We start from the raw sequence: 26,023 nt of genomic DNA on the forward strand, positions 1-26,023 counted from the left end.
GGAGCTATGCCTGACCCCAGGGGGAACTCCCGTGGAAGCTGGGCACCCGCGGATGGCGGGCGTGCGTTCTGGGTGCGCACGACGCCATGAGCTGAGGTCCGGCTGAGCTGGGGCTCATCAGTTTGTGTGGCGAGCCTGCCCCGCCGTCGCTTCCAGGAAACCCCAACCGGCGCGGCCTCGCACCTTGAATCGCACCGCTGATGGTCACGACTCGGTCACGGCTCGGGTCGTGGTGGCTCGGGACGAGCTGGTCTCACACCGGGTTGCAGTGCGCACCGGCGGTGAGGATCAGTCCGACGTCGGGCCGCCAGGGCTCGAGGTTCCACGTGTTCTTGTCGGGCGCACCGACCGCGTGGCACACGAGCTGGTGCTCCATGGTGTCGCTGTCCGCTTCCGGCTCCGCGGCCACGAGCTGGGCGCGGATCAGGTCGAGCCCCGCCTCGCCCGCGTGTCGCACCCAGTCCGTCGGGTCGACGGCGAGCGAGCGTCCGCCCTCGTTCTCCCCCCAGGTCGTGCTCTCGATCGCGTGCGTGCCGACCACGAACGTGACCTCGACCGGCCCGGCCGGGGCCGCCTTCCCGCCGGATCCCGACCCTTGCGCCGACCGGACCCGGTCGTCCACCTCCACCCGGGCGTGGGTGGCGTCGGTGTCGCTGACCTCGATGCGGGGCGCATCGTCCTCTGCGTCCGACGGCGGCGCGGGCGGGCCGATCGCCGCGACGGGCGTACCGCCGTCGTCGAGCACGGCGATGCTGCCGTCCGGGTCGACGTCGAGCGTGCCCGGCGACGTGAGCGTCAGGTCCGCCGACCCGCCGGGGGCAAGGCTGAGCGTGACCGTTCGCAGGCCCGGGACGTCGACGTCCGCCGCGACGACGGCGGCCTCTCGCGAGTCGACGCGGAGGACGACCTCGTCGAGCGTGACCGTGCTGGTGCGCAGCTCGGGCCGACCGGCGGCCGACGGCTCCGACTGCTCCGGGGCAGCCGACGACCGTCCTGCGGTGGGCGTGGGCTCCTGGCTCGGGTCGTCCGCTCTCGTGGCCCTGTCGGCCAGGCCGCAGCCGCTCACGGTGAGGAGCACCGCCAGTGCGGCGCACGCGGCGAGGGGCGCCGTAGCGGCGCGTCGGATCGGCACAGCCCCATTGTGCGGGGCGGGCGTGCGGAGCGGAGTGTTGGGTGGCGCGTGTCGGCGACAGCCCCTATGTTTAGAACATGCGTTCGAACATGGAGCTGGTGACACAGGGTCCCGCCAACGTGCCGGGCCAGTCCGCGCGTGGTGCAGCCGCACCGCGCGAGTCCGGGTTCGCGAGCGGTTTCGCGAATCTCACGGAGGCGGTCGACGCCGTTGCGGCGGTCGACGCGCTCCTTGCCTCGCTCGCGGCGTCGCGTGCGGTGCTCATGGAATCGGTCCGGGAATGGGTGGCCGGCCGGCCCGAGCTGTTCGACACCCCCGAGGCAGAGGCGGACGATCTCACGGGGCTGGCGCCAGAGCTCGTCGAGCAGCTGGCCAAAGCACTGCGGGTACCGGAGGGAGCGGCGGTCGCGCTCATCGAGGAGTCCCGTGCGCTGGTGCACGAGCATCCGCGGACGCTTGCGGCGCTGCGTGGCGGGCACATCACCCACGCGCACGCGCAGACGATCCTCGGCTACACCGACGGCCTGCGGCGGGGCAACCGGGTGGCGCTGGAGACCCGTCTGCTCAAGCGTGCGCGCACCACGACCCCTGGCGAGCTGAGCCTGGTCGCGCGTACGGAGCGCGAGCGTCGGCTGCGTCCGGAACGGCCGACGGGCGTTCCGGTCGTCCGTCAGGCGGCGTCCGCGAGGCGTCAGCAGCTCAGCGCTTCCCCCACAGGTCGTCCCACGCGGTGAACGGGTCGTCGGTGCGACCCGCCTGGTGCGGGCTGCCGCCCGCCGCGACCGCCGGCGCCTGGCCGCCCCAGGCCGGGCTGCCCCACGTCGGACTGCCCCAGGCCGGGCTGCCCCAGCCCGGCAGGCCGTGGGTCTGCTCGGCCGGGATGGCGGCACCCGGGGCGCTGCTGGACGGGAGCCAGTCCTGTCGGTCGTACGGCACGGCGGGCTGCTGATCGGCCACACCCGGCGCAGTCTGCTCGGGGAGCGCTGGGTAGGGCGGGTCGAACGACGTGTCGTAGCCCTCGGGTGGCGCCACGGGCTCGGGGGCGTGGCTCGTCGCCGGCCACGGCTGCGCTGCGTCGGTCTGGCCGGGCGTCTGCCCGGACCAGAGCGAGGCGGACCGGTCCTGTCCCGGCCAGGGCGGCGTCGGGACGGGTTGCTCCGGGCCGGCGGGAGCGTCGTAGCTCGCGACGCCGTGCCTCGGGGTGCGATACCGCTGTGCGGCGTACGGGACGTGGTCCGGCTCGGCCGGTTCGTCGTGCGGCGGCGCGGGCGGCGGGTAGCCGTGGTCGTTGTGCTCCTTCGGCGCGGAGACGGCTGCGAAGGTGGTGGTGGCCAGGTACTGCTCGAACGGCACGTCGAAGGTCTCGTCGTCCGCCCACGCAGCATCCCAGGCCGCCGTGACCTGGCGTGCCGGTGCGCGGCGACCGTCATCGGGCATCGGCGGGAGGCTGATCTCGCCGGGGCTGTGGAGCACCTGGTCGTGCATCTGGCCCACCCAGTTGACCGCGAGCTCGAAGCGCATGGCGCTGAGGCCGTCCACCCCCAGCTCACCGCCGAGGGCGGGGTGCGGGTTGAAGGTGTAGACCTCGTCCTCGCCGAGGTGGATGCCACGGCTCCGGGCGTCGCGGACCAGGTCGTCCATCAGGTAGGTGGCGCGGCCTTCTGCGGACTCCAGCTCGGTGTACATGGTGACCGCGGAGGTCCAGCGCAGCTCGAGCGTGCCCTCGACAGTGTCCAGGAACCACCATCCGTCCAGCGACTCGAGGAAGATGTCGCCGAAACAGGTAGCGAAGCGCGGATTCTGCTCGCTGAGCCCCAGCCACTGCCATGAGGCGAGCCCGAACTCGAAGGAAACCTTCGGAAAAGTTCGAAGCAGCTTCATGTCCGAATGAAACCACTATCGGGTAAACGTCGGGAACCCCCCGGTGACATCTTTGTTGCGCGGCGACTCAGTAGCGGGCGCCGGCTCAGGCCAGCCCCGACTGGTACGCGAACACCACCAGCTGGGCGCGGTCGCGGGCGGAGAGCTTGATCATCGCGCGCGACACGTGCGTCCGGGCCGTGGCAGGGCTCAGTACGAGGTGCTCGGCGATCTCGTGGTTGCTCATGCCCTGCGCCACCAGGCAGACGACCTCGTGCTCACGATCGGTGAGGTCCCCGATGCGCGGGTGTGGCCGGAGCGAACGTGGCGACGCGGAGGTGAACTCCCGGATCAGGGTGCGGGTGGCCGACGGCGCGAGCAGCGCGCCGCCGTCGTGCACCGTACGGATCGCTGCGACGAGGTCCGCGGGCGGCGTGTTCTTGAGGAGGAACCCGCTGGCGCCGGCGCGCAGACCGTCCACGACGTACTGGTCGTGCTCGAACGTCGTGAGCACCACCACGCGGGTGGCGGTGAGGTCGGGGTCCTCGGCGATGCGGCGTGTCGCCTCGATACCGTCGATGCCCGGCATCCGGATATCCATGAGGACCACGTCGGGCTTCAGGCGGCGGGCCTCCGCCACCGCGGCGATGCCGTCGGCGGCCTCCCCGGCGACAGTGGTGTCCTCCTCCCCGGAGATGAGGGCGCGCAGGCCCATCCGGACCAGGTCCTGGTCGTCCACGAGCAGCACCGAGATCATGCGACACCTCCGGCGGGCAGGGCTGCCCGCACCTCGAAAGACTCGTCGACGGGCCCTGCGTCGAGCCGCCCGCCCAGGGACTCGACGCGGTGCCGCATCCCGGTGATACCGAAGCCGGCGATGAAGGAGTCGTCCGGTGAGCGCGGGTTGCGGACTGCCAGCCGGACGCCGTCCGGCTCGTACACGACCTCGACGCGCGCCGCCGAACCGGCACCGTGCTTGACCACGTTCGTCAGCGACTCCTGGAGCACACGGTAGGCGGCGAGGTCGACGGCGTCGGGCAGCGGCCTGGGCGTGCCGCTGACCGCGAGGTCCACGGAGACGCCAGCGGAGCGCACCCGCTGAGCCAGCGCGTCCAGGTTGGCGAGCCCGGCCGTCGGCGCGCGCTCGGGGACCGAGCGGGCGGCCGAACCGGGCCGGATCTCCGCGAGGGTGGTCCGCAGCTCGGTCAGGGCCTCGTTCGCGGCCTTCGAGATGGCCTCAAGGGCGGTGGACGCGTCGCGCGGCGTGCCCAGATGGAGCGCGATGTCGGCCTGCATCTGGATGGCGGCCAGCCCGTGCCCGACGACGTCGTGCACCTCGTGCGCGAGCTGCAGCCGCTCGTCGTCGCGCGCCTGCTGCTCCGCCGCGTCCCGCTCGGCCGAACGGGCCGCGTGCCACATCCGCCGGGCGACGCCGATGCTGAACGGCACCATCACGATGGCGCCCGCAGGGATCAGCCCCTGCGGCAACCCGAGCGCCGCCGGATGCGTGAAGACGTGCACGAGGAGCAGCGCCAGCGTCGCCGCTGCGTACAGCAGAGCGGGGCGCAGCGGACGGTTCCGGGCCAGGGAGTAGACCGCCACCACCAGGCAGACCATCACCGGGCCGTACGGGTAGTCGAGCAGCAGGTAGGTGACCGTGGCGACGGTGACCACGCCCAGCGCGAGCACCGGCCAGCGGGTACGGGCCAGTGTCCCCACCGCCGCCGTGACCGCCAGCACGTACGCCGGCCCGTCGATCGGGCGCACTCCGTACGCCCCGCCCAGGAACGGCAGCGAGACCAGCGTGAGCGCCGTCAGTGCAGCGGTCACACCCACGTCGACAAGGCGCAGCTTCCCCATGTGTCCCACCTCCAGCCCCACTGTGGCCGACGTCGGACCGGGCGTCACCCCCTGCACGCCGTACCTCGGCGTACGGCACGGGGCGTAGACCGAGCTGCCCACCGACGTCGGACGGCGCAGGACGAGTGTCGCCGCAGGGCCGATCCCGCAGCACGCCACGGCCAGGACGCTGGGACACGGGGGCGCCGCCCGGCGCCCGAGGAGGGACAGGATCATGAATCTCAGGGGAGTCGCGATCGCCGGGCTCGTCATGGCGACGGTCGGTATCTACGTGGCCCGAGCGGGTGGGGCACCGGCGCCGGTCGTGCCGCCGGCCGTCGTGCTGATGCTCGTCGCGGCGGTGCTGCTCGCCGTGTTCCGCACCCGGACCTGGCCGGCGGTCGTGGCCGTTGTCGTCGCGCTCGCCGAGGCCGCCGGCGTGATCGTCACCGGGAGCCTGGGCAACCTCGGGTTCGCCGAGCCGCTGCTCGGAGCGGGTACGGCGCTGCGCGTCGCCGGCGGGCTGGCGGTGCTCGTCGCGGGCATCGTGCTCGTGGTGCGGCGCCCGGCCCGATCCGGGGCGTCCGGTCGTGCGAAGGAGGTCTCGCCATGAAGCTGGCACCGCGTGCACGCAAGGCCGTGCTGACCGCGCACATCGTCTCGTCCGGGGCGTGGATCGGTATCGACGTGCTGGTCGCCGTGCTCGTCGGGGTGGGCCTTGGCGGTTCGGACGCCGCCCGGGGGCTCGCCCTGCGCGCCCTCGCCGAGTTCGTCGTGGCCCCCATGCTCGTCTCGGGGCTGGTCTGCCTCGCCTCGGGCCTGTTGCTCGGGCTCGCGACCAGGTGGGGCCTGGTCCGCTACTGGTGGGTGGCCGTCAAGCTCGTCATGAACGTGGTGCTGTGCGTCCTGATCGTCGTCGCGCTGCAGCCGGGCATGGCTGAGGTCGGCGCCGCCGGCGTCGCGATCGAGGCAGGCGAGGTCCCGGTGGCCGACCTCTCGAACCTCGTGTTCCCGCCCGCGGTGTCGCTCACCGTGCTCGCGGCCGCCACCGTGCTGTCCGTGCACAAGCCCTGGGGGCGGGTGCGCCCGCGCTCGCCGAGACCGTCCGGGAGAGCGTCAGAGGCGCGGCCTACCGTGGTCGTATGAGAAACGAGGGACGGGCCATCGAGGTGCGGGACGCTGCGCCGGCCGAGTACGAGACGGTCGGCAAGATCGTCGCGGCGGCGTTCTACGCGGACGGGCAGCTCGACGCTCCCGACGCGGGCTTCTACGCCGACGTCCTGCGCGATGTCGAGAGCCGCGCCGCCGCGGCGGAGATCATCGTCGCGCTGGACGCCGGCGTGGTCGTGGGCGGCGTGACGTTCGTGCCGCACGGCGGCCCGATGGCCGACATCGCCAAGGACGGTGAGGCGGAGATCCGCATGCTCGGCGTCGCGCCGGACGCCCAGGGCAGGGGAGCAGGGACCGCGCTGATGCGCGAGTGCGTCACGCGCGCCGTCGGCGCACGGCGGATCGTCCTCTCCACCCAGACCGTCGCCACGGGTTCGCACCGCCTCTACGAGCGGCTCGGCTTCGTCCGCGACCCGGGCCGGGACTGGGCACCGGTGCCCGGCGTGGACCTGCTCTGCTACGTGCTGGAGCGGTAGCGCGGACCGCCCGGCCACCGCAGCAGCCCTGCCGTGATCGCCACACCCAGCAGGAGCAGCAGGCCGCCGCCGGCCTCTGCCGCGTTGGGCACCTCGTCGAGCACCAGCCAGGCGGCGCTCATGCCCACCACCGGCACCAGCATCGTGAACGGCACCACGGCGCTCGCCGGGTAGCGGGCCAGCAGGGTGTTCCACACGCCGTAGCCCACGAGGCTCGCCAGCCACGCCGTGTAGAGGGTGGAGAGCACCACCGCCCACGTGGGGTGGGTGAGCGCGTGCCCGACGGCGGCCGGGCTGTCCAGCGCGACAGCCAGGGCGAGCATCGGTACGGGAACCACGAGCCCTGACCACACGGTCATGGACAGACCGGCCAACGGGCTCGACCCCGTCCCCTTGAGCTGCGTCGCTGCGCCCAGCCGACGCACGATCACGTTGCCGGTCGCCCACGACGCCGCGGCCGCCAGGGTGAGCAGGAAGGCGAACCCTGGCGTCGCCACCGACCGGCCCAGCCCGACGATCACCAGCCCCACCGCACCCAGCAGGACACCGACCAGCTGCGGCGGCGTCGGGCGCTCGCGGAGGGCGACGCTCGCGAACAGGACGGTCAGGACCACCTGCGCCTGGAGCACGAGCGACGCCAGTCCCGGCGGCATGTCCAGCCACAGCGCGGTGTACATGAGGGCGAACTGGCCGAGGCTGAGGAACACGCCCACCAGGAGCACGTCCTTCAGGGGAGCCGCAGGGCGGGGAACCAGGAAGATCGCGGGGATCAGCACCACGACAAAGCGGACTGCGACGAAGAGCGCCGGCGGCATGTCGTCCACGCCGACGTCGATGGCGAGGAAGTTGGTGCCCCAGATGACCATGACGAGCACGGCCAGGAGCGAGTGGCGCAGGGGCATGCGGTCATCGTCGACCGGAGCAACCCTGTACGTCCATCGCGTATCACTGGCTGATTGTTCAGCAGGCCTGAACGGTGCCGGACGGCTCTGACTACGTGTTTTCACGATCTTGTTCCACCGACCGGGTGAAAAGTAGCGTCGCTGGGCACCGGCCGGTGGATCGACCGAAGGCCCGGCCCGCAGCCTGTGCGGCGGGCGACACACGTTCGCGAAGGAGCGTCCGATGCGTAGCACCAGACACCGCACGATCCGCACCACCGTCACGGCTGCCGCCGCGATGACGTTCGTCCTGTCCGCCTCGCTCGCCGCCGCCGCGGCGGTCCCCCACGTACCCGACTCGGGGTCTGCCTCGTCGGCGCCGGGCGCCTCTGCCGCCGTCGGCGCGCTGACCTGGTCGGACGAGTTCGACGGCGCCGCGGGCAGCGCCCCGAACCCCGCCACCTGGAACCTGGAGACCGGCGCGGGCGGCTGGGGCAACAACGAGCTGCAGAACTACACCAGCTCGCGGGAGAACTCGGCGCTCGACGGGAACGGGAACCTCGTCATCACCGCCCGCCAGGACGGCAACGGCGGCTACACCTCGGCGCGCCTGACCACACAGGGCAAGGTGCAGCCGAAGTTCGGGCACCTCGAGGCCCGGATCAAGATCCCACGCGGCCAGGGCATCTGGCCCGCCTTCTGGATGCTCGGCGGCCAGATCGGCAACGGCGTCCCGTGGCCGGACTCCGGCGAGATCGACATCATGGAGAACGTCGGGTACGAGCCCCACATGGTGCACGGGACCCTGCACGGGCCCGGCTACTCCGGGGGTGCAGGGATCGGCGCCGCCTACACGCACCCACAGGGCTGGTCGTTCGCCGACGACTTCCACACCTTCGCCATCGACTGGGAGCCCGGCCGGATCAGCTGGTCGGTGGACGGCAACGTCTACCAGACACGCACCACCGCCGACACCGGCGGCAACCCCTGGGTCTACGACCAGCCGTTCTTCTTCCTCCTGAACGTCGCGGTCGGTGGCAACTGGCCGGGATATCCGGACGGAACCACGCAGTTCCCGCAGCAGATGGTCGTCGACTACGTCCGCGTCTACGACTCCCAGCTCTGACGCGTCCCACGAGGTGTCATACGCACAGGTCACCTCCATGACCTGTGCGTATGCACGTCGTGGGGTCCGGGACCGCCCCGCTCCGTGACGCGTCGTAGACTGGCCGCGCGCTTCGGCGCCCAGAAACCTACCCCGCTCGCGAGGAACTACATGACCGCGCCCGCGTCCCAGGCACCCTCCCGCCCGAACCCCGCCGTTCCGAACCTGGACACGGTGGAGACCGCAGCGGCCACCCCTGATGAGGTGCAGCCGTACGGTGAGCTCGGACTCAAGGAGGACGAGTACCAGCGCATCAAGGACATCCTGGGCCGCCGCCCCACCGCGGCCGAGCTCGCGATGTACTCCGTGATGTGGAGCGAACACTGCTCCTACAAGTCGTCGAAGGTGCACCTGAGCAAGTTCGGCGAGAAGGTCACCGACGAGATGAAGGAGCACCTCCTCGTCGGTATCGGTGAGAACGCAGGCGTCGTCGACATCGGCGACGGCTGGGCAGTCACCTTCAAGGTCGAGTCGCACAACCACCCCTCGTTCGTCGAGCCCTACCAGGGCGCCGCGACCGGGGTGGGCGGCATCGTCCGCGACATCATCTCGATGGGCGCGCGCCCCGTGGCGGTCATGGACCAGCTGCGCTTCGGCGCCGTCGACCACCCCGACACGGCGCGCGTCGTGCACGGCGTCGTCTCCGGAGTGGGCGGCTACGGCAACTCCCTCGGACTGCCGAACATCGGTGGCGAGCTTGTCTTCGACGGCTCCTACCAGGGCAACCCGCTCGTCAACGCCCTCTGCCTCGGCGTGCTCAGGCACGAGGACATCCACCTCGCCAACGCCACCGGCCTCGGCAACAAGGTGGTGCTGTTCGGCGCCCGCACGGGCGGCGACGGCATCGGCGGCGCCTCGATCCTCGCGTCCGAGACGTTCGAGGACGGCGTCCCCGCGAAGCGCCCGAGCGTGCAGGTGGGCGACCCGTTCATGGAGAAGGTGCTCATCGAGTGCTGCCTCGAGCTGTTCTCGGCGAAGGTCGTCGAGGGCATCCAGGACCTCGGCGCCGCAGGCATCTCCTGTGCCACCTCCGAGCTCGCCTCCAACGGGGACGGCGGCATGCACGTCGAGCTCGACGACGTCCTGCTGCGGGACCCCACGCTGAACGCCGGCGAGATCCTCATGTCGGAGTCGCAGGAGCGCATGATGGCCGTCGTACGGCCCGACCAGCTCGACGCCTTCCTCGCGATCACCAAGAAGTGGGAGGTCGAGACCGCCGTCATCGGCGAGGTCAACGGCTCCGGCCGCCTCACGATCGACCACCACGGCCAGCGGATCGTGGACGTCGACCCCAAGACCGTCGCGCACGAGGGGCCCGTGTACCACCGCCCCTACGAGCGCCCGGCCTGGCAGGACAGCCTGCAGGCGGACACGACGACGGCGGCGGGCCTCGCCAGGCCGGCGTCCGGTCCCGAGCTGCGGGAGACGGCGCTGCGGCTGCTGGCCTCGCCCAACCTCGCGTCCAAGACCTGGGTCACCAACCAGTACGACCGCTTCGTCCAGGGCAACACAGCGCTCGCCCAGCCCGACGACAGCGGCGTGATCCGGGTCGACGAGTCCACGGGGCTCGGCGTCGCGCTCGCGACCGACGCCAACGGCCGGTACGGCAAGCTCGACCCCCGGACCGGTGCCGCGCTGGCGCTGGCGGAGGCGTACCGCAACGTCGCCACGTCGGGCGCCAAGCCCCTGGCCGTGACGGACTGCCTCAACTTCGGGTCCCCCGAGCACCCGGACTCGATGTGGCAGCTCGTCGAGGCGATCGAGGGTCTGGCCGACGCCTGCCAGGAGCTCGGCGTGCCGGTCACGGGCGGCAACGTCTCGCTCTACAACGGCACCGGCGAGCCCGGCCAGATCGACTCGTCGATCCACCCCACCCCCGTGGTGGGCGTGCTCGGTGTGCTCGACGACGTCAGCACCGCGCTGTCCTCCGGCTGGCAGACAGAGGGGCTCTCGCTCCTCCTGCTCGGCACCACGCGGGACGAGCTCGACGGTTCGGCCTGGGCCGACGTCGTGCACTCGCACCTCGGCGGCCTGCCGCCGCGCGTCGACCTGGCCGCAGAGAAGGCACTGGCCTCAGCGCTGGTGGAGGCGCGCACCACCGGGCTTGCCGCCGCGGCGCACGACCTGTCCGAGGGCGGCCTGGTCCAGGCGCTGATCGAGGCGTCGCTACGCTTCGGCGTCGGGGCCTCTGTGGCGCTCGAGGGCGTGACCGGCAGGGACAAGGTGGACCCGTTCGTGGCTCTGTTCGCCGAGTCGACCGGGCGCGTGATCGTCGCGGTCGACCCGGAGCACGAGGGCGAGCTGACCCACCTCGCCGAGGACGCCGGCGTGCCGGTGCTGCGCCTCGGCACCACGGGCGGCGACGCCGTGGTGATCGAGGGCCAGTTCGAGATCCCGCTGGCCGAGGCCCGGGAGGCCCACGAGGGAACCCTCCCGCGTATCTTCGGCTGACCCGGAGGTCCCTTGACGGGATGATCGGCAATTGGTCAGGTATTCGGCAACCCGAGTTGCCGAATACCTGACCAATTACCGATCACCTGCGACTCACCCGCGGGCATGTCGGGCGTCATCCGCGTGGGTGTCCAGCCGGTAGGGTCCGGGGGTGCGATTTGTCCATGGTTTGATCTCGGTAGTGCTCTGGATCATCGCGATCCCCTTGCTGGTCGTGGCGCTGGCCAGGGCCCTCCCGTTCGACAACGTGGTGCCTCTGCCGCACCTCGTGGCGTTCACGCCCTGGGCGACGCTGCTGACGCTCCCGCTGCTGATCGTCGCGCTCTTCTCCCGCCGCTGGGTCCTGACGCTGCTGCTCGCGACCTCGATGGCCGGCTACGTGTACTGGATGGCGCCCTTCTTCGTGCCGCCGGACACGTCGACGGCGGCGGACCCCGCTGACCCCGGCACGCTGCGGGTCATGACGATCAACGCGCTGTACGGGCGGGCCGACGCCGAGACCGTGGTCGGCCTCGTGGAGTCGCAGCACGTCGAGGTGCTCGCCGTCCAGGAGCTGACCCCCGACTTCGAGCAGGCGCTCACGGACGCGGGCCTCGACGACCTGCTGGCCCACAGCTTCACGGTGCCCGCCGACGACGGCCCTGGGGGGAGCGGCCTCTGGGCGTCCACGCCGCTCACGGACGAGGACCAGCTGCGCGGCACGAGCTTCGCGATGCCGTCGGCCCTGGTCAGCGCCGGAAGCACCGAGGTGCGCGTCACCGTGGTGCACCCGCACCCGCCGATGCCGACGGAGATCACGACGTGGCGCACGGAGCTCGTCGAGCTCACGAAACACGCCCACGGGGACGACACACCGCAGATCCTGGCCGGCGACTTCAATGCCACCCACGACCACGCAGGCTTCCGTGACCTGCTCGGCTCGCGGTTCGCGGACGCCACCCGCGAGTGGGGCGCCGGACCCGCCGTGACCTGGCCGGAGGGCCGCCAGGTACCCGCGCTGTTCGCGCTGGACCACGTCGTGGTGGAGAAGGACATGCCCGTCTCCGACGTCGTCTCCATGCAGGTTCCGGGCACGGATCACCGGGCGCTGATGGCCACCGTCGTCGTGGAATAGCACAGCGACGCCGCGCGGGGAGCGCGGAACCGGCCTATCTTCGCAGTTGTGCCGACTCGTCAGATGCGCCTCGCGCCCGCCGCCCCCGACGATGTGAGCAGCGCCCTCGCCGCGCTCCGCGCCGAGGTCGGCCTGCCCGCGATGTTCCCGCAAGATGTTCTCGAGGAAGCCGGGGCGGCCGCCGAACAGGACCACTCCGCCGGCCGGGCCGACCGCCGCGACATCGAGTTCGTCACCATCGACCCGCCCGGCTCCATGGACCTGGACCAGGCGGTTCACGTGGAACAGTCGGGCGAGGGCTACGTGGTGCACTACGCGATCGCGGACCTGGGCGCCTTCGTGACGCCAGGCGGCGCCGTCGACGCGGAGGTACGCAAGCGTGGCATGACCGTCTACGGGCCCGACGCCCGGACGCCGCTGCACCCCAAGATCCTGTCCGAGGGCGCGGCCAGCCTCCTGCCGGAGGTGGACCGCCCGGCCGTGCTCTGGACGGTCACCCTGGACGCGCGCGGCATCATCACCGGCGCCTCGCTGGAGCGGGTAATGGTCCGCAGCCGTGAGCGACTCACCTACGCGGAGGTGCAGTCCGGCCTCGACGCGGGCACGGCGAGCGAGTCCCTGCAGCTGCTGGCCGACGTCGGGCGGCTGCGCCAGTCGCTCGAGGCGGCGCGCGGCGGTGTCTCGCTGGAGGTGCCGGAGCAGGAGGTGGAGCGTGGCGAGGACGGCACGTTCGCGCTCTCGTTCCGGCGCAACCTGCCGGTCGAGGAGTGGAACGCCCAGATCTCCCTGCTCACCGGCATCGCGGCAGCACACCTCATGCGTGAGGCGGGTGTCGGCATCCTGCGCACTCTTCCGGAGGCCGACCCTCGCGACGTGGCACGCCTGCACCGCACGGCCCGCGCGCTCGGCATCGACTGGCCCGACAGCCTCCCGTACGCGCGACTGGTGCCGACGCTCGTCTCGCGGATCCCGGAGCACGCTGCGTTCCTCAACGAGGCGACGACGCTGTTCCGTGGCGCCGGGTACGTCGCGTTCGGCATGACCGGGCCCGACGGTGCCCCGCTGCCGGCCCCCGAGAACACCCGGCACGCCGCCATCGCCGCGGACTACGCGCACGTCACCGCGCCGCTGCGGCGTCTGGTGGACCGGTACGCGACCGAGGTCTGCCTCGCGATCTCCGCGGGCACGGCAGTGCCCCCGTGGGTGCTGGAGGCCCTGCCCGCCCTGCCGTCCGTCATGGCAGAGACCGGCCGCCGGGCCTCGTCGTTCGAGCGTGAGTGCGTCGACATCGTGGAGGCGTCGCTCCTGGCCGACCGCCTGGGCGAGGAGTTCGCCGGCGTGGTGGTCGACGTCGAGGACGACACCAAGGAGGAGCAGCGCGGCCAGATTGTGCTGCGTGATCCGGCAGTTCGCGCGCGCGTCACCGGTCGGCGGCTCCCGCTGGGCGAAGAGGTGCGGGTCACGCTCGCCGAGGCGGACGTGTCCGAGCGTCGCGTCATGTTCACGCTGCCCGGTGGCCGAACGGTCGACCGGGAAACGGAAGCCGGGGTGGCGACGGGCCGGTCCGGCACAGGGGACGGTGGCGGGCGACGCTCCACGACGGGACCGCGTTCGGCCGCAGGCGTGGCACGGCGGGCGGCCGCTCCCGCGCCGTTCGCCGCTCCCGGCGACGGGCCGGTCCCCGCGCACGGTCGGGTGCTGCGGGCCACGCCCGGACCGGGGGCCGGGACGGTTCCTGAGCCGTTTCCCCAGCCCTCGCCCGAGCCGCAGCCGGACCCCCAGCCCTGGCCGGAGCCGCAACCCGAGCCACAACCCGAGCCACAGCCCGAGCCGCAGCCGGAGCCCGAGCCCCGGCCCCAGCCGAGCCCCAGCCCAGGGCCGCGCCCGACACCCCGGCCGGGGCCGCCGCCCTCGCCGGCCCCGCAGCCGCTGCCGGACGGCGCCGCGCCGGGCTCTGCCCCGACGTCGGCCGCCCAGCACCTGGGGCGCGACGTCGGCTACCCGCCGGTCCGGCGGCCCGTGCGGCCTCAGGTCCGGGACGAGGTTCCGCTGTCGCAGCCGTGGCCGCGCCACTCGACCCCTGCGACATCGCCTCGGCGGCTCGCACCGACGTCGCAGCCGGTGCCTGCGGTCCGGCGGGACAGCCTCCTCGACGTGGTGCAGGTGGCGGAGTACCCGGCCGTGGCGTCGCTCGAGCTGCCGATGGTGGTGGCAGCCGACCTGCTCGCGGTCGAGGGACAGACGACGGAGGTCTACCGCTACTGATCCGACGGTCCGCGATACTGGCTCCATGATCGACGCAGCTCACGACGTCCTGGCGGTGCGGTAGTGCCCCCGCGGCGCAGGACGGATCCCGCGGCCGGACGGACCGCGGTCGCCGCATGGGTACGGGGCGGTGCGGAGCGTCGCGACGTGACCACCGCCGTCCGGTACATGCTGGAGGAGCTCGCGGACCACGCTCCCGGTAACTCCGTGGAGGTGCGCGTGCCCCCGTCCGGTGCGGTCCAGGCGGTCGCCGGGCCGCGACACACGCGCGGGACGCCGCCGAACGTCGTCGAGACCGACCCCGACACGTGGCTCGGCCTGGTCACGGGCGCTGTCACGTGGGCGGACGCCGTCGCGGACGGGCGGGTGCGCGCATCGGGCGAGCGTTCCGACATCTCCCACCTGCTGCCGCTGACGGCAGGACGCCGGGCGGCGGCCGGTGCCCACGGCGAGCCGGAACCGCCGGTCGTACCAGGGTGAACCGGGCGCATCCGGCGTGTGCCAGGTAACGGATGTCTCTGACACCCGCTAGCCTCGGCGTCGGTCCCGTGGCTCGGCTGCGGACAGGTTCACCCGGTGCGGGGACGCCAGTTCTCCCGGCGGGTGCCCGGCTGTAACCGCTGGTTCACGAGGCAGTGATTGGTTGGTGCGGCTCGTGCCGGACCGCCTGCGCAACCGATGCGCGCCCGGCCGCAGCGATGCAGCCGACAAGACGTCCAGCAGCAGTGCACTCCACCCCGGCCCACGGTCGGCTATTGCAGAAGGAGTCAGCGTGAGACCCAGCACGCTCCGGTCCCCGCGACCGCACCCCCGATCCCGTGGGAGGGCCGCAGTCGCGGTGGCACTCTCCGCAGCGCTCGCCATGCCGGCGACGGCAGCCTTCGCCGCGCCCCTGGCCACCGAGGACGGCCCGGACTCCGGGCACGTCGTCATCAGCGAGGCCTACCTCGTCGGCGGAAGCTCCGGCCAGCCGTACCGGAACAAGTTCGTGGAGCTGTACAACCCGACGGACGAGCCGGTCAGCGTCGACGGCTGGTCGGTCCAGTACAAGTCTGCGACGGGCTCGTCGTTCTCCGGGGTCACCGCACTGAGCGGCACCATCGCCGCCGGCGGCCACTACCTGGTGCAGGGCGCCTCGAACGCGGCCAACGGCGAGCCGCTCCCCACTCCCGACGCCGTGGGTGGCCTCAACCTGAGCGGCACGGCCGGCGTGGTCGCGCTCGCGTCGCAGGCCACCGCTGTCACGCTCGCCAAGGGTGCCGTGCCGGTCGAGGGCGCAGCTGGCGTCGTCGACCTGCTCGGCTACGGCACCGCTGACACGTTCGAGACCGCTCAGGGACCGGCCGGCCGGGGCACCGGCGTGGTCGGGTCGCTGGAGCGCACCGACGACACGGGGGACAACTCGGCGGACTTCGTGTTCACCACCGAGGTGACCCCCACCAGCGGCGAGGGCTCCGAGCCCGAGCCCAGCCCCACGCCGTCGGAGCCGGTCGAGCCCGGCGAGGTCACCCCGATCGCCGAGATCCAGGGCACCGGCGACGCCTCGCCGCTCGTGGGCGAGACGGTGACGACCCGTGGCGTCGTCACCGCCGTCTATGCGACCGGCGGGTTCAACGGCCTGTACCTGCAGACCGCTGGCACGGGCGGCGACGAGGACCCGACACCCGGCGCGTCGGACGGCATCTTCGTGTTCTCGGCAGCGGCCGCAGCGGACCTGTCTGCCGGCGACCATGTGGAGGTGACCGGCGAGGTCTCCGAGTTCAACGGGCTGACCGAGCTCACCCCGTCGTCGGGCGGCTGGACCGTCCTGGACGAGCCCGCGACGGTCACGCCGACGGCGACCGCCTGGCCGGCCACCGCGGCCGAGCGCGAGGCGCTCGAGGGCATGCTCCTCGCGCCGCAGGGCGACTTCACCGTGACGGACAACTATGACACCAACTACTACGGCTCCGTGGGGCTCGCCGCGGGTGACAGCCCGCTGGTGCAGCCCACCACCGTCGGCCGGCCGCTGTCGGCGGAGTACGACGCGCAGATCGCGGACAACGCGGCGCGCGCTGTGCTGCTCGACGACGGATCGTCGCTGAACTACAACTCGACGGCGAACAAGTCCAAGCCCCTCCCCTACCTGACCGGTGGTGAGCCGCTGCGCGTGGGCGCAGCGGTCACGTTCACCACGCCGGTGATCCTGGACTACCGCTACGACGCGTGGGGCTTCCAGCCGCTGACGCAGCTGACCCCCGAGGTCGCGGAGACGGTCCAGCCGGCCACGTTCGAGAACACGCGCGAGGACGCCCCCGCCGAGGTGGGTGGTGACCTCGAGGTCGCCACGTTCAACGTGCTGAACTACTTCAGCACCACCGGCGACGAGCTCACGGGCTGCACCTACTACACCGACCGTGACGGCGACCCCGTGACGGTCCGCGGCGGCTGCGACGCGCGCGGCGCGGCCGAGGAGGAGGACCTGCAGCGCCAGCAGGTCAAGATCGTCGCCGCGATCTCGGCACTCGACGCCGACGTGGTGGCACTCCTGGAGATCGAGAACACCGCCGCGTTCGGTGGCTCGCGCGACCAGGCGCTGAGCGACCTCGTGGACGCCCTGAACGCCGCGGAAGGTGCCGGTACGTGGGCCTACGCGGCCTCCCCCGCCGAGGTGCCCGACGCGGAGGACGTCATCCGCAACGCGTTCATCTACCGGACGGCCACCGCCGAGCCGGTGGGCGGCTCGACCATCCTGGTCGGGGACGAGGCGTTCCAGAACGCCCGCCAGCCGCTGGCGCAGACCTTCCAGCCCGCCGACGGCGCGACCGACGCCGGCGACGACGTCGTCGTGATCGCCAACCACTTCAAGTCGAAGGGCTCGGCCGGCCCGTGGCCGGGCGACCCGGACCAGGGCGACGGTCAGGGCTCCTCGAACGAGTCGAGGACCCGCCAGGCGACCGCGCTCGTGAGCTTTGCCGAGGCGCAGGCCGCCGCGGCCGGCACGGAGAACGTCCTGCTGGTGGGCGACTTCAACGCGTACGAGCAGGAGGACCCCATCAAGGTCCTGACCGACGCCGGCTACACCGACCTTGGCGCCGCCACGGGGGAGTACTCCTACAACTTCGGTGGCATGGTCGGCTCGCTCGACCACGTGCTCGCGTCCCCCGCCGCGGCGGAGCTCGTGACCGGCACCGACATCTGGAACATCAACGCGTACGAGCCGATCGCGAACGAGTACAGCAGACACAACTACAACGCGTCGATCCTCTACGACGAGTCCCCGTTCCGGTCCTCCGACCACGACCCCGTCCTGGTCGGCCTCGACCTCGGTGGGACGACGGAGCCCGGCACGGTCGACCTCGACCTCGTGGCGATCAACGACTTCCACGGCCGCATCGACGAGAACACGGTGAACTTCGCGGGCACCGTGGAGGAGCTGCGGGCGCAGAACCCCGAGGGCACGGCCTTCATCTCGGCCGGCGACAACATCGGCGCCTCCCTGTTCGCGTCCGCGCTGCAGCAGGACCAGCCGACCATCGACGTGCTGAACGCGCTGGGCCTGAAGACCTCGGCGGTCGGCAACCACGAGTTCGACCAGGGCATGGCCGACCTCACCGGCCGCGTCACCGACGCCGCCGACTGGGACCACCTGGGCGCCAACGTCTACGACGAGGCAACCGGCGAGGCCGCGCTGCCCGAGTACCAGGTGGTGCCGGTGGGCGGCGTCGACGTCGGCTTCGTCGGCGTCGTCACGCAGGAGACGCCCACGCTGGTCACGCCGTCGGGCATCGAGGGTCTTGCGTTCGGCGACCCGGTCGAGGCGATCAACCGCGTCACCGACGAGCTGCTCGACGGCGACGCCGCGAACGGCGAGGCCGACGTGGTCGTTGCCCTCGCGCACGACGGCGCCGGTGCGGGTACGCCCGACGGCGCGACGCTGGAGGAGGAGATCGCGGCCGGCGGCCCGTTCGCCGACCTGGTGCAGGGCACCGATCCGCGGGTCGCGGCCATCTTCACCGGCCACACGCACAAGCAGTACGCGTGGGACGCCCCCGTCCCTGGCACGCAGGGGGAGACCCGCCCGATCATCCAGACCGGCAACTACGGGGAGTTCCTCGGCCACGTCTCGCTCACCGTGGACACGGAGTCGTTCGACGTCACCGGCTACGCCGTCGAGAACGTGCAGCGGGTCGAGACCCCGGCTGACGAGCTGATCGCCACCTATCCGGTGGTCGCCGAGGTCGACGCGATCGTCGACGCCGCACTGGCCGAGGCCGAGGAGATCGGCGGCCAGCCGATCGGCAAGGTGACCGCCGACGTCACGACGGCATTCTCCGGCGGCACCTACACGGACGGCGGCTACACGGGCGGCGAGCGGGGCGATCGCGCGTCGGAGTCGGCGCTCGGCAACCTCGTGGCGAACTCGCTGCGCGACTCCCTCGCGAGCGACGAGCGGGGCGGCGCCGACATCGGCGTCGTGAACCCTGGTGGCCTGCGCAACGAGCTGTACCACGGCGAGGACGGCGTCATCACCTACGCCGAGGCCAATGCGGTGCTGCCGTTCGTCAACAACCTGTGGACGATCACGCTGACGGGCGCACAGCTCGACACGCTGCTCGAGGAGCAGTGGCAGACGGACGCGAACGGCAACCGCCCGTCGCGCCCGTTCCTCGCGCTGGGGCTGTCGGACAACGTGTCCTACACCGTGGCCACTGCCGACCCGAACGCGACGCCCGGTGACAACGTCTCGTCGATCGCCATCGACGGCGTGCCGGTCGACCCGGCCGCCGAGTACCGCATCGCGACGTTCTCGTTCCTGATCTCGGGTGGTGACAACTTCCGGGTCTTCACCGAGGGCACCGACGGCCGCGACTCCGGCCTGGTGGACCGCGAGGCCTGGATCGACTACCTCGAGACCGCGTCGCCGATCACGCCGAGCTTCGCCCGTACGCGCACGGTGGCCGATGCGCTGCCAGGCACCGTCGAGGCGGGCGCCTCGACCGAGGTCGGCCTGTCCGGCCTCGACCTGACATCGCTCGGTGCGCCGCGCAACACGGCGGTCGAGACCTTCCTCGTGCCGACGGGTGGCGCGGCAGGGGACGGGGTCTCGCTCGGCACCGGCACGGTCGCCGACGGCGCTACGTCGGCCTCGGTCACCGTGCCGGCCGACACGGCTCCTGGTGCGTACCAGCTCCTGGTGCAGGCGTCGCCGTCGGGCACGACGGCCCGGCTGCCGCTGACCGTGGAGGAAGCGGCTCCCCAGGAGCCGGAGGCGCCCGCCTGGCAGCCGTGGAGGCTGTACTGGTGGGGAGACACCGTCTCGTACAAGGGCGAGGTCTACGTGGCGTCGCGTCCGACCATCCTCCAGATCCCGGGCGCCTGGCGGCACAGCCCCTGGAAGCTGGTGAAGTAGCCACGCACGCCGACGGAGAACTGGGCGAGACGGAACTGCAGCGCACCCGGCACGGGTGTGCTGCAGTTCTGCGTCGCACGAGTTCTTCTTCGGCGACGGGCGGCGCGTACCCTGGTTTCGTGAGTGAAACCCAGACATCGAGCGGCTCCTCCGACGACGTGGAGGTGCGCGACGTCATCGATCCGACGAGCGTGCGCAGGGCCCCGCGGTACAAGGCGTTCTTCTGGACGGGTGCCCTGGTCGGGATCGTTCTCGGGCTCGCGCTGTCGCTCTACCTCGTGAACACGCCCGCCGGCTCGGGAATGATGAAGGCCGGCGTGTACGTGACGGTGCTGACCGCGTTCGTCACGATGGTGACGACCCTGCTGGCCGGCCTGTTCGCGGTGATCGCGGACCGCCGGAGCCTGCGCGGCCGCTGACACAGAGGTCACAGACCGGGCTGACGTCGTCGATCCGGTCGCATGGGATACTCGGAACATGCCTCTGCGCGGAGATGGCCGCCTCAACCACGACCTCATGCCCGGCGAGAAGGGCCCTCAGGACGCATGTGGCGTCTTCGGGGTCTGGGCACCCGGCGAGGAGGTCGCCAAGCTTGCGTACTTCGGCCTGTACGCACTACAGCACCGCGGGCAGGAGTCCGCGGGCATCGCCACCAGCAACGGTGAGCAGATCCTCGTCTACAAGGACATGGGACTCGTTTCCCAGGTCTTCGACGAGACGGCCCTGAACGCCCTGACCGGCCACATCGCCGTCGGGCACTGTCGGTACTCGACCACCGGTGGCGTGACGTGGGAGAACGCACAGCCCACGCTCGGCGCGACGGCGTCGGGCACCGTGGCCCTCGGCCACAACGGCAACCTGACCAACTCTGCTGACCTGGTCAACCTCGTGGCCGAGCGCTACGGCGCGCAGCGCCGGGGTGAGCTCGCGCGCGGCAACACCACCGACACCGCCCTCATCACCGCCCTGTTCGCTGGTGACGCGGATCACACGCTCGAGGCCACCGCGATGGAGGTGCTACCGCGCCTGCGCGGCGCCTTCTCCCTGGTCTTCATGGACGAGAACACCCTGTACGCGGCGCGTGACCCCCAGGGCGTGCGCCCGCTCGTGCTCGGTCGGCTCGACCGCGGCTGGGTCGTGGCCAGCGAGACCCCCGCCCTGGACATCGTCGGCGCCTCCTACGTGCGCGACGTCGAGCCGGGCGAGCTCATCTGCATCGACGCCGACGGCATGCGCTCGGCACGCTTCGCTCCGACGGAGCGGGCCGCGTGCGTCTTCGAGTACGTCTATCTGGCCCGCCCTGACAACACCATCAACGGCCGCTCGGTGCACTCGGCGCGCGTCGAGATGGGACGCACCCTTGCCCGCGAGCAGCCCGTCGAGGCCGACCTGGTGATCCCGACGCCGGAGTCCGGTACGCCGGCCGCCGTCGGGTACGCCGCGGAGTCGGGTATCCCGTTCGGACAGGGGCTCACGAAGAACGCCTACGTCGGCCGTACCTTCATCCAGCCGTCCGACACCCTGCGCCAGCTCGGCATCCGGCTGAAGCTCAACCCGCTGCGCGAGGTGATCAAGGGCAAGCGCCTGGTGGTCGTCGACGATTCGATCGTGCGCGGCAACACCCAGCGCGCCCTCGTGCGCATGCTGCGTGAGGCCGGCGCGGCGGAGGTGCACGTGCGCATCTCGTCGCCGCCGATCAAGTGGCCGTGCTTCTACGGCATCGACTTCGCGTCGCGCGCGGAGCTCATCGCCAACGGCCTCGGCGTGGAGGAGATCGGCCAGTCGCTCGGCGTCGACAGCCTCGGCTACATCTCCACCGAAGGCATGATCGCCGCGACGGAGCAGCCCAGCTCGCAGCTCTGCGCGGCGTGCTTCACGGGCAAGTACCCGATCGAGCTGCCCCCGGACGACCAGCTCGGCAAGCACCTCCTCGAGCAGGCGGAGCTTCCGCTGGGCCAGCCGGAGGACGGGCTCAAGCAGCTCTCTGTCCGCACCGGCGGCTCGACCGCCCTCGACCATCCGTGACGACCTCCTGCGACACCTGCACCGACCACTCCCTGGAGCACCAGTGACATCCGAAGGCCTGACGTACGCCGCCGCCGGCGTCGACACCGAGGCGGGCGACAAGGCCGTCGAGCTCATGAAGGACGCCGTGCGCCGCACGCAGGGTCCTGCCGTGCTCGGCGGCGTGGGCGGGTTTGCCGGCCTCTACGACCTGTCGGCCTTCCAGGGCTACCGTGCGCCGCTGCTGGCGACGTCGACCGACGGCGTCGGTACCAAGGTGGCTATCGCGCAGGCGATGGACAAGCACGACACGATCGGGTTCGACCTGGTCGGCATGGTCGTGGACGACATCGTCGTGATGGGCGCCAAGCCGTTGTTCATGACCGACTACATCGCCACCGGCAAGGTGGTGCCCGAGCGGATCGCAGATATCGTGCGCGGCATCGCGCAGGCGTGCGAGGTGGCGGACACCGCCCTCGTGGGTGGCGAGACCGCCGAGCACCCGGGTCTGCTGGAGCCGGACGAGTACGACGTCGCCGGGGCCGCGACGGGCATCGTGGAGGCCGACAAGGTGCTGGGCCCTGACCGGGTGCGGCCCGGCGACGTGCTGATCGCGATGGCGTCCAGCGGGCTGCACTCCAACGGGTACTCCCTGGTACGTGCCGTGATCAAGCACGCAGGCTGGGCTCTGGACCGGCACGTGGACGACCTGGGGCGGGCGCTGGGGGAAGAGCTGCTGGAGCCGACGCGCGTCTATGCGGCGGACTGCCTGGCGCTGGCCGCCGACGAGGCGGCACAGGTGCACGCGTTCACCCACGTGACCGGTGGTGGGCTTGCCGCCAACCTGGCGCGGGTCCTGCCCGCCGGCATGGTGGCCACGGTCGACCGTGCCTCCTGGGACGTGCCGGCCGTGTTCCGCATGGTGCGGGACCTCGGTGGTGTGCCGGACCGCGACCTGGAGAACACCCTGAATCTCGGGGTCGGCATGGTGGCGGTGGTCGGTGCCGACGGCGCAGACGCGGCGCTCGCCAGGCTGTCCACGCTGGGCGTGCCTGCGTGGACGCTGGGGAGCGTCGACACCCTGGACCCGGCTGCGGCGCGCGAAGACCTCGTCGCAGGCACGAAGGGTGTGTCTGGTGGTGCGGTCCGGCTGGTGAACGACTACCGCAACTGACGCGGTGGCAGGACCTGGCCGAGGACCGGGCGCGGGGCCGGCGCAAACGCGCCGGCACCCTCAGCGCGTGTTGCCGTCCTGCTCTGCCCAGTCGGAGTACCTGTTGTCGTACTCCTCGTCCTCCGGGGAGTCCCACCGCGACTGTGTCGCCACATCCGTGCGAGAGTCCCCCGTGAGTTCCTGCTCGAGGGCGTGATAATTGGTGTCCGGGCTGTAGTACTTCAGCGCGCGAGCAACCTTGGTCTGCTTTGCCTTCTGACGGCCGCGGCCCATGGCTCCGACCCCCTCTACGTAGGAGCGGGGCGGCACCGTGCATAGACGTGCGGCCCCGTGGCGTTTCGTCTGTCCAGGTTCCAACGTTACATGCTGGTACGGCGTTTCTTCCAGTCCGTGGGCGTGATTCGTCCCATCCTCTGATGTGACATTCGGATCGCTCCGAGTTCGTCACCACATGCGGACATGGTTGAGTACTTGGTTGTAACGTGACGACCAGTTTGCCATAACGAGATAGTGGGCGCGCCTCGGCCGGGTGGGCGCTACCGGCTGCGGCGCCGCCAGGTCACCTGTCCAGGGCAGCCTTCTCCGGTGCTTTGCCGAGGCCTGGCCGATGTGCGGAGCTCTGCTGGACGCGTGCAGGGGAAGCGCGGTGAGCGCCCATGCCTGGACGGTGGATAGTGCCGTCGGCGTGTCGCACGTGTCCGAGACTCGCCCGAAACGGGCGCGCGTGGCGAGCAGCGGAGAAAGTGAGGAAATAAACCGCGTCCCCAAGTCGCCTAAATCCCGTTTGCTGCTAACAATGGTGCAAGAGCGGGTGTCGTCAACCGCCTGGTACGGCCAGGCCGGCACCGTTCCGGAGGAGGTGCGGGGATGTCCATCCACGGAGAATCCGAGGTCCTGCTCACGCCTGCCGAGGTAGCGAGCTTGTTCCGTGTTGACCCAAAGACAGTAACGCGTTGGGCAAAAGCGGGAAAGCTCTCGTCGATCCGGACACTTGGCGGTCACCGCCGCTACAAGGAGTCCGAGGTTCGGGCGCTGCTCGGTGCGGCAGCGGACAGCTCGGGCGACTCTGACAACTAGTCGGACGTCGTTGACGGATTGGTCGGCAAGCAGGACGAAGGCGCGCCGGGTGCTGCCCCCCAGCTCAGCCCCGCGCGCGCCTGAGCACAGCGGTCACGGCAACCGCCGTACCGAGGACCACTAGGCCGATCGTGGCTCCTATCAGGGCTTTGGCGTTGCGGGCCCGGCGCGGATCTTGCGCCGGGCCGTTCTTGTTCCCGAAAGCCCCGGTCGCCATCGCACCGGCGTCGCTAGCGGCCTGCTTGGCCTCGTGCGCGATGCGGGAGGCCTGGTAGCCCGGGCTCAGGCGGGTCGTCAGCTGGTCGATGGCCGCAGCGAGGTCCGCACGGGTGCGGAGTACCTCGGCCTCGAGCTCGTGGCTGCTGGGTGGCGGTGTCGGAGTGCTCATCGGTGCATCCCCTCCTTGATCGACGAGATATCGTCCTTCACGCGCTGGACGCTCTCCGGCTTGGTGGTGCCCTTCTTCAACAGCTGCACGCCCACCAGCGCGAGAATGATCGTGACGAGCAGCATGAAGCCGCCGATCGCGAGCGCGGACAGCCAGAGCGGCCACACCGTCCCCAGGCCGTACACGGCCGCCAGGAGCAGCACGCCGGCCGCGTAGGCCAGGATCAGGAGTGCGAAGATGAGCAGCCCGACGCCGATGCCGGACTTCTTGGCCTTCTCGGAGAGCTCGGCCTTTGCGAGCGCGATCTCCGCGCGCACGAGCCGGGACGCCTGCTCGGAGATCTGCTCCACGAGCTTGCCCAGTGACGCGGGCTTCGTGGGTTCAGGCGCGGCCGCCGGGGCGCCACGTGGTGCCTCCGTCTGGCTGTCGATCTTGACGTCCTCGATCATTTGCCCTCCCGTGCCGCCGGTTCGGCCTGTGCCGCTGAAGACAACTCAACAGGCCAAGAGCGCATGGGGCAATTCCTGGGGCGGCGTGGCACCGAGGAAATAAGATGAAGGGGAGCGATCGTAAATGCGCAAATGCTGGAAGGAATTACCTGGGCAGTACCTACGGGTGATGCTCGGGGCTGCCAGGGGAGCGCCCCGTTACCCGGGTGGCCGTGCAGGCACCGGAAACGCCGATGGGCCGCACTTCCGAAGAAGTGCGGCCCATCGAGATCGCAGGATCCTGCGATCCTTTTTGCTGTGGCTCCGACCGGCGTCGATCCGGTGACCTTTCGATTTTCAGTCGAACGCTCTACCAACTGAGCTACAGAGCCCTAGCGCGAACGCCCGGATAGTCGAGACCGACCATCCGGGCGCCTCTCGCGCGACCCTGACGGGACTTGAACCCGCGACCTCCGCCGTGACAGGGCGGCGCGCTAACCAGCTGCGCTACAGGGCCTTGGACGCTACCCGCGACCGGGGGGTTCTTTCGAACCGTGAGGATCTTAACCCACCGCAGGCCCGAATCTGAAATCAGATTCGGACTCCGTGGGGATGACCCCCGTCACAGCAGTCAAAACGTGGCTCTGACGAGCCCTTGCGTACCCCCAACGGGATTCGAACCCGTGCTACCGCCGTGAAAGGGCGGGGTCCTAGGCCGCTAGACGATGGGGGCTGGGACCTGGCAAGTCTACAGACGGTTTGCGGCTCTGCTGGACAGTCCGAGGAGTGGTCTGCGCGACAGTCCTCAGCAGGCCCGCGTCAGGGATGATGGGCGCGTGGTGGAGATGACGCGCGAGGACTTCGAGACGGCTGTCAGCGAGGGACTGGACCTCGTTCCGGCCGACCTTGCGGCGCAGATGGACAACGTGGTGGTGCTCGTCGAGGACGACGCGCCAGCGGACGACCCAGATCTGCTGGGGCTCTACGAGGGCGTGCCGCTCACCGAGCGTGACCACATGTGGGCCGCGGGGGCGCTGCCGGACCGCATCACGATCTTCCGCAACCCGACGCTCGCGTTCTGCGAGACCCGGGAGGACGTCGTCGAGGAGGTGGCCGTGACCGTGGTCCACGAGATCGCCCACCACTTCGGCATCGACGACGACCGGCTGCACGAGCTCGGCTGGGCGTGACGAGGCCGGCCCCGCGA

23 protein-coding genes and 3 tRNA genes are annotated in these 26,023 nt (G+C 71.2%); 15 read left to right on the plus strand and 11 right to left on the minus strand.

Annotation, left to right across the window (positions count from 1 at the left end; genetic code table 11):
* Nucleotides 1-253 precede the first annotated feature (253 nt).
* Nucleotides 254-1,132: a DUF2599 domain-containing protein gene (locus ACFS27_RS12310; protein ID WP_377183317.1), complete on the minus strand. Its 879-nt coding sequence runs from the start codon at nt 1,130-1,132 to the stop codon at nt 254-256.
* A 77-nt stretch (nt 1,133-1,209) separates the two neighbouring features.
* On the opposite strand from ACFS27_RS12310, the gene ACFS27_RS12315 reads away from it, so the two are divergent.
* Entirely contained in the window at nt 1,210-1,866 is a 657-nt protein-coding gene (locus tag ACFS27_RS12315) for a DUF222 domain-containing protein (RefSeq protein WP_377183319.1), read from the plus strand.
* Here the strand turns inward: ACFS27_RS12315 and ACFS27_RS12320 are convergent.
* The 3 genes from ACFS27_RS12320 to ACFS27_RS12330 form a co-directional block, all read right to left on the minus strand.
* Complete coding sequence (locus ACFS27_RS12320; protein WP_377183322.1) at nt 1,832-3,013, minus strand: T6SS immunity protein Tdi1 domain-containing protein; 1,182 nt, start codon at nt 3,011-3,013, stop codon at nt 1,832-1,834. The genes ACFS27_RS12315 and ACFS27_RS12320 overlap by 35 nt on opposite strands.
* A gap of 85 nt (nt 3,014-3,098) precedes the next feature.
* Nucleotides 3,099-3,749, minus strand: a complete 651-nt coding sequence (locus tag ACFS27_RS12325; RefSeq protein ID WP_377183324.1) for a response regulator — start codon at nt 3,747-3,749, stop codon at nt 3,099-3,101.
* The gene (locus ACFS27_RS12330; RefSeq protein WP_377183326.1) at nt 3,746-5,068 is read right to left on the minus strand and encodes a sensor histidine kinase; all 1,323 of its coding nucleotides are present in this window, start codon (nt 5,066-5,068) and stop codon (nt 3,746-3,748) included. Before ACFS27_RS12330 ends, ACFS27_RS12325 begins: the two co-directional genes overlap by 4 nt.
* Here ACFS27_RS12330 and ACFS27_RS12335 point away from each other — a divergent pair.
* The 3 genes from ACFS27_RS12335 to ACFS27_RS12345 are packed head-to-tail and all read left to right on the plus strand — an operon-like array spanning nt 5,067 to nt 6,477.
* Nucleotides 5,067-5,444, plus strand: a complete 378-nt coding sequence (locus ACFS27_RS12335; protein ID WP_377183328.1) for a hypothetical protein — start codon at nt 5,067-5,069, stop codon at nt 5,442-5,444. The genes ACFS27_RS12330 and ACFS27_RS12335 overlap by 2 nt on opposite strands.
* Nucleotides 5,441-5,977 (plus strand): hypothetical protein, encoded by a 537-nt coding sequence (locus ACFS27_RS12340; protein WP_377183330.1) that lies wholly within the window; start codon nt 5,441-5,443, stop codon nt 5,975-5,977. The genes ACFS27_RS12335 and ACFS27_RS12340 overlap by 4 nt, the downstream gene beginning before the upstream one ends.
* Nucleotides 5,974-6,477, plus strand: a complete 504-nt coding sequence (locus ACFS27_RS12345) for a GNAT family N-acetyltransferase (RefSeq protein WP_377183332.1) — start codon at nt 5,974-5,976, stop codon at nt 6,475-6,477. Before ACFS27_RS12340 ends, ACFS27_RS12345 begins: the two co-directional genes overlap by 4 nt.
* Here ACFS27_RS12345 and ACFS27_RS12350 read toward each other — a convergent pair.
* A complete protein-coding gene (locus ACFS27_RS12350) occupies nt 6,459-7,379 on the minus strand; it encodes an EamA family transporter (RefSeq protein ID WP_377183334.1) in 921 nt (306 codons plus the stop codon). The two genes, ACFS27_RS12345 and ACFS27_RS12350, sit on opposite strands and share 19 nt — an antisense overlap.
* 223 nt (nt 7,380-7,602) lie before the next feature.
* On the opposite strand from ACFS27_RS12350, the gene ACFS27_RS12355 reads away from it, so the two are divergent.
* From ACFS27_RS12355 to purM, 9 genes are all read left to right on the plus strand, one after another.
* Entirely contained in the window at nt 7,603-8,484 is an 882-nt protein-coding gene (locus tag ACFS27_RS12355; RefSeq protein WP_377183336.1) for a glycoside hydrolase family 16 protein, read from the plus strand.
* A gap of 150 nt (nt 8,485-8,634) precedes the next feature.
* Entirely contained in the window at nt 8,635-10,974 is a 2,340-nt protein-coding gene (gene purL / locus ACFS27_RS12360; protein WP_377183338.1) for a phosphoribosylformylglycinamidine synthase subunit PurL, read from the plus strand.
* Nucleotides 10,975-11,155: 181 nt separating this feature from the next.
* A complete protein-coding gene (locus tag ACFS27_RS12365; protein ID WP_377183340.1) occupies nt 11,156-12,088 on the plus strand; it encodes an endonuclease/exonuclease/phosphatase family protein in 933 nt (310 codons plus the stop codon).
* Nucleotides 12,089-12,136: 48 nt separating this feature from the next.
* On the plus strand, nt 12,137-14,353 hold the full coding sequence (locus ACFS27_RS12370) for an RNB domain-containing ribonuclease (RefSeq protein WP_377183342.1): 2,217 nt from the start codon (nt 12,137-12,139) through the stop codon (nt 14,351-14,353).
* A 63-nt stretch (nt 14,354-14,416) separates the two neighbouring features.
* Nucleotides 14,417-14,833, plus strand: coding sequence for a sterol carrier family protein (locus ACFS27_RS12375; RefSeq protein WP_377183344.1), 417 nt, complete (start codon nt 14,417-14,419; stop codon nt 14,831-14,833).
* 382 nt (nt 14,834-15,215) lie between these two features.
* On the plus strand, nt 15,216-19,745 hold the full coding sequence (locus ACFS27_RS12380) for an ExeM/NucH family extracellular endonuclease (protein ID WP_377183706.1): 4,530 nt from the start codon (nt 15,216-15,218) through the stop codon (nt 19,743-19,745).
* A gap of 119 nt (nt 19,746-19,864) precedes the next feature.
* Complete coding sequence (locus ACFS27_RS12385; protein ID WP_377183346.1) at nt 19,865-20,164, plus strand: hypothetical protein; 300 nt, start codon at nt 19,865-19,867, stop codon at nt 20,162-20,164.
* A gap of 58 nt (nt 20,165-20,222) precedes the next feature.
* A complete protein-coding gene (gene purF, locus ACFS27_RS12390) occupies nt 20,223-21,770 on the plus strand; it encodes an amidophosphoribosyltransferase (RefSeq protein ID WP_377183348.1) in 1,548 nt (515 codons plus the stop codon).
* A 43-nt stretch (nt 21,771-21,813) separates the two neighbouring features.
* Nucleotides 21,814-22,923 (plus strand): phosphoribosylformylglycinamidine cyclo-ligase, encoded by a 1,110-nt coding sequence (purM, locus tag ACFS27_RS12395; protein ID WP_377183350.1) that lies wholly within the window; start codon nt 21,814-21,816, stop codon nt 22,921-22,923.
* 60 nt (nt 22,924-22,983) lie between these two features.
* Here purM and ACFS27_RS12400 read toward each other — a convergent pair whose 3' ends face one another.
* Nucleotides 22,984-23,196: a DUF3073 domain-containing protein gene (locus ACFS27_RS12400; RefSeq protein WP_357470164.1), complete on the minus strand. Its 213-nt coding sequence runs from the start codon at nt 23,194-23,196 to the stop codon at nt 22,984-22,986.
* Between the two features lie 594 nt (nt 23,197-23,790).
* On the opposite strand from ACFS27_RS12400, the gene ACFS27_RS12405 reads away from it, so the two are divergent.
* Nucleotides 23,791-24,000, plus strand: a complete 210-nt coding sequence (locus ACFS27_RS12405; protein WP_108495333.1) for a BldC family transcriptional regulator — start codon at nt 23,791-23,793, stop codon at nt 23,998-24,000.
* A 64-nt stretch (nt 24,001-24,064) separates the two neighbouring features.
* Here ACFS27_RS12405 and ACFS27_RS12410 read toward each other — a convergent pair whose 3' ends face one another.
* The 5 genes from ACFS27_RS12410 to ACFS27_RS12430 form a co-directional block, all read right to left on the minus strand.
* A complete protein-coding gene (locus ACFS27_RS12410; RefSeq protein WP_377183352.1) occupies nt 24,065-24,388 on the minus strand; it encodes a DUF3618 domain-containing protein in 324 nt (107 codons plus the stop codon).
* Complete coding sequence (locus ACFS27_RS12415) at nt 24,385-24,837, minus strand: phage holin family protein (protein WP_377183354.1); 453 nt, start codon at nt 24,835-24,837, stop codon at nt 24,385-24,387. Before ACFS27_RS12415 ends, ACFS27_RS12410 begins: the two co-directional genes overlap by 4 nt.
* A 298-nt stretch (nt 24,838-25,135) precedes the next feature.
* Nucleotides 25,136-25,208: transfer RNA gene (locus tag ACFS27_RS12420), tRNA-Phe, on the minus strand.
* A 51-nt stretch (nt 25,209-25,259) separates the two neighbouring features.
* Nucleotides 25,260-25,333 (minus strand) — tRNA-Asp (locus ACFS27_RS12425).
* 143 nt (nt 25,334-25,476) lie between these two features.
* Nucleotides 25,477-25,549 (minus strand) — tRNA-Glu (locus ACFS27_RS12430).
* Between the two features lie 112 nt (nt 25,550-25,661).
* Here ACFS27_RS12430 and ACFS27_RS12435 point away from each other — a divergent pair.
* On the plus strand, nt 25,662-26,006 hold the full coding sequence (locus ACFS27_RS12435; protein ID WP_377183708.1) for a metallopeptidase family protein: 345 nt from the start codon (nt 25,662-25,664) through the stop codon (nt 26,004-26,006).
* The last annotated feature ends 17 nt before the right edge of the window (nt 26,007-26,023 follow it).

Origin of the sequence: Promicromonospora vindobonensis, assembly GCF_042685865.1 — a bacterium.
In the GTDB taxonomy this organism is placed as follows: Bacteria; Actinomycetota; Actinomycetes; order Actinomycetales; family Cellulomonadaceae; genus Promicromonospora; species Promicromonospora vindobonensis.